This is a genomic window from Rhizobium sp. rho-13.1 (assembly GCF_007000305.1).
GTDB lineage: Bacteria > Pseudomonadota > Alphaproteobacteria > Rhizobiales > Rhizobiaceae > Rhizobium > Rhizobium rhododendri.
Genome location: NZ_SCFL01000061.1, coordinates 1 through 2,799, shown reverse-complemented (window position 1 = coordinate 2,799; position 2,799 = coordinate 1). Strand labels below are relative to the sequence as shown.

Below are 2,799 nucleotides of genomic sequence, written 5' to 3'. Positions count from 1 at the left end.
GCCAATTTACCACGCGCAAAAGCAAAAATCCTGCGGTTCACCTCGGATGGATACTATTGACCAGCAGCAAGCTCCAGATCTTCGATCTCGAGATCACCTTCTTTGGAGTGCCGTAACAGAAAATCCTGCAGAACGCTGCGTAGGTTCTCGGGTCCTTTGAATATACGCGTGCAAAGAGATGGCATTCGATCTCGCACGCCAAGTACGGTTCGCAACGCTGTTATCACTGTCTCATCCGTTATGTGTCTTACAAAGGTCACACCGAAATCATAAAGGCCGCCATTTACGTCGCCATGTTCTGCGAGAGTCATCCGCATGGTCGCAATGAAGGTGGCTCGTTGCCTTTCAATAGTTGCGGAAAATAGTTCTTCCTTGTTATCAAAATACACATACAACGTGCCTTTGGAGACACCTGCTTGGCGCCTTACGTCGTCCATGCTCGCCGCGTCGAAGCCAAGGCGCATGAAGACTTGATCGGCTCCATCCAGAATTTTCTTACGCTTAATAGGGTCTTCACCCGCCGGCCAGCGTCCGGATGCTTGAACCGTAGTCTTTTCTTGTTTCAATTTACGTCGACCGCTAATTTTCCAATATTTATAATTTAGTCTCGCTGTTGAAGCCGCGCCATCCGGCTAAGACGGGATCATTGTCATGCTAAACCTTTCCTATCAAAATACCGAAAGACACATTGGCTAAACAGCTAATTAAGAGGCGCCACCTCGGCCAGATAGAACGTAGTCATCTCAGATATATGAAATTCCTTGCTCGCGAGACAGCACGTCAAAAATTGAAAGAAGTTTTCGCGTCGCTTCAATCTAAACCGGCAGAGCAGACGTCTTCTCATCGAAAACGGCATACTGCTGAGACTTTCGGCTCTCAGTCTCTGCTTCAAGCAATTAGTCCGACTGCTCGGAGGACCCGTTTGAAGATATTAACGATTGCGCATGCACGAGGCGGCGTTCTGCCGTCCTGCGGAATGACAACAACCTCTGCTTTAGCGACTGTTGTTTGTGGAGTGAATGATGTCATTAGACCCCAACTCCAAGCGGTGTGCACAGTCGCAGAAATTCCCATTTCGAGCATAAGTGGCGCGCGCTGACCGTAGCCACTCTTGGTTTCGGTCGGGAACCCGTGACCCATCCCGATAATGTGGTAGTGGTCGATGACGCGCCGCCCGGACGCGTCAAGCCAAGATTGCCGGCGGTGACCTTCCACCTCTGTCGCTGTCGTCGCTTCGGCCTCAAGGATATTTCGCCACTGTTCGACGATAGCGAAAGAATTTGCGTCTACAACTGTATCATCGCTAGTTCCATGCCAAACCGACAACGTCGGCCATGGCCCCTGATGGGAGGACGCCGTGCGAATGCTACCTTCTAGGGCCAACGCTGAGGGAAGTTCATGGCCCCGCATGCGGTCAAATGCCTCGGGTACAGTCGATGCCACACCATAAGGAAGACCTGATATTATTGCTCCTCCCGCAAAGACCTCCGGATAGGTTGCGAGCAAGGCATTTGCCATCGCTCCACCTGCAGACAGTCCAACCACATAGACTCGTGCTGCGTCAACCTCATGATTTGTAATCAGGCTGGCGATCATTTGTCGTATCGAGAGGACTTCCCCGCTGTCGCGGGTAACATCCTCCGGATTGAACCAGTTGAAACACAGTGTGGCGTTATTGGAAGAGCACTGCTCGGGGAAGAGAACAGCAAAGCCGTAGCGACACGCCAGTTCCGACCATCCCGATCCACGATCGTAATCCGCAGCCGTCTGTAAGCAAGCATGTAGCCCAACAACGAGAGCGGGAGCCGCGTGAGCCTTCTGCGGCATTTGATACCAACCTTGGAGCTCTCCGGGATTGCTTCCAAACGACTCAAGTTTCTCAAGCGTAGTAGCTATCGGCTTGCTGCTCACGAGAGAGGCTTGATACCGTCGCAGCCGCCTTATTGTGTCGGATATTGATCGCATAATAACTCCTCATCAACGCCTAGGACCAAGCACCTAAGTTGTTTAGATAAACGCCGAGATTGTCGCCGCTCAAAAGTTTAACGACAATGACGGAATAACCAGGTTGAAAATTTAAAGCCCTTGATCTCTGCGACGTAAATGATGCGGCGAAGAGATATCTCCCGGTTCTAACTCCATTAGTCAGTCAGTTGGGTCGCTAGCTGATCGAGCGTCCGACGAAAGTGTGCTTGGTTAAGCCGTTCAATTCAGTGAGCCTTTGCGCGATCTATGCGGTGCGCCGTCGCGGGAACTACTATGTTGCAAAACTATGTTGCGGAGTGTTGTTTTAAGTTGCGTTATATTGAGCTGGGAGCTGTGTGCCATGTCGCCCGTCACGAAGGCTCCGAAGCCAATAGCGCGTTATTTGCGTGACGCGCTGCAAAGCGCTCTTAGGATTGCAGTACTAACAGTGTACGGAAAAAGGCCCTTGCTACAAGCGGACTGCCGTGATTCCATGCCTGCGTGACTGGTCGGCAGGAGCAGGACATGCGTGGCAGTGATATGCAGACGGCGGGTCTGTTTTCTTATGTGAGCTGCGAAGCCCGCGTTCCGACAAGCCATCCGCTGCGGGCGATCTGCGCCATTGTAGACGAGGCGCTGGAAGTTCTGTCGCCAGATTTCGAGGCGATGTATTCAGCGATCGGCCGCCCGTCAATCCCGCCGGAGAAGCGTATCCCTACGGCGTGGACCGCCTTGCGAGTTTTTTGCGATATCGTGATTTTGCGCTCTTGAGAGTGGAATTAAGAGCGCAATGAGGAACTATGGCACAGGCCATTTTGCTGACGGGTCAAGAAC

The 2,799-nt window shown here is 52.1% G+C and carries 1 protein-coding gene and 2 pseudogenes; 1 reads left to right on the top strand and 2 read right to left on the bottom strand.

Annotated elements, in window-relative coordinates:
* Positions 1-56 precede the first annotated feature (56 nt).
* Together EQW76_RS28550 and EQW76_RS28545 are read right to left on the bottom strand one after the other, a co-directional pair.
* Positions 57-584 (bottom strand): annotated as a pseudogene (locus EQW76_RS28550) (TetR/AcrR family transcriptional regulator); the annotation flags it as partial.
* Positions 585-888: 304 nt separating this feature from the next.
* Positions 889-1,827, bottom strand: a complete 939-nt coding sequence (locus EQW76_RS28545) for a PHB depolymerase family esterase (RefSeq protein WP_244615587.1) — start codon at positions 1,825-1,827, stop codon at positions 889-891.
* A 663-nt stretch (positions 1,828-2,490) separates the two neighbouring features.
* Here EQW76_RS28545 and EQW76_RS28540 point away from each other — a divergent pair.
* Positions 2,491-2,679, top strand: a pseudogene (locus EQW76_RS28540) (IS5/IS1182 family transposase); the annotation flags it as partial.
* Positions 2,680-2,799: the final 120 nt, after the last annotated feature.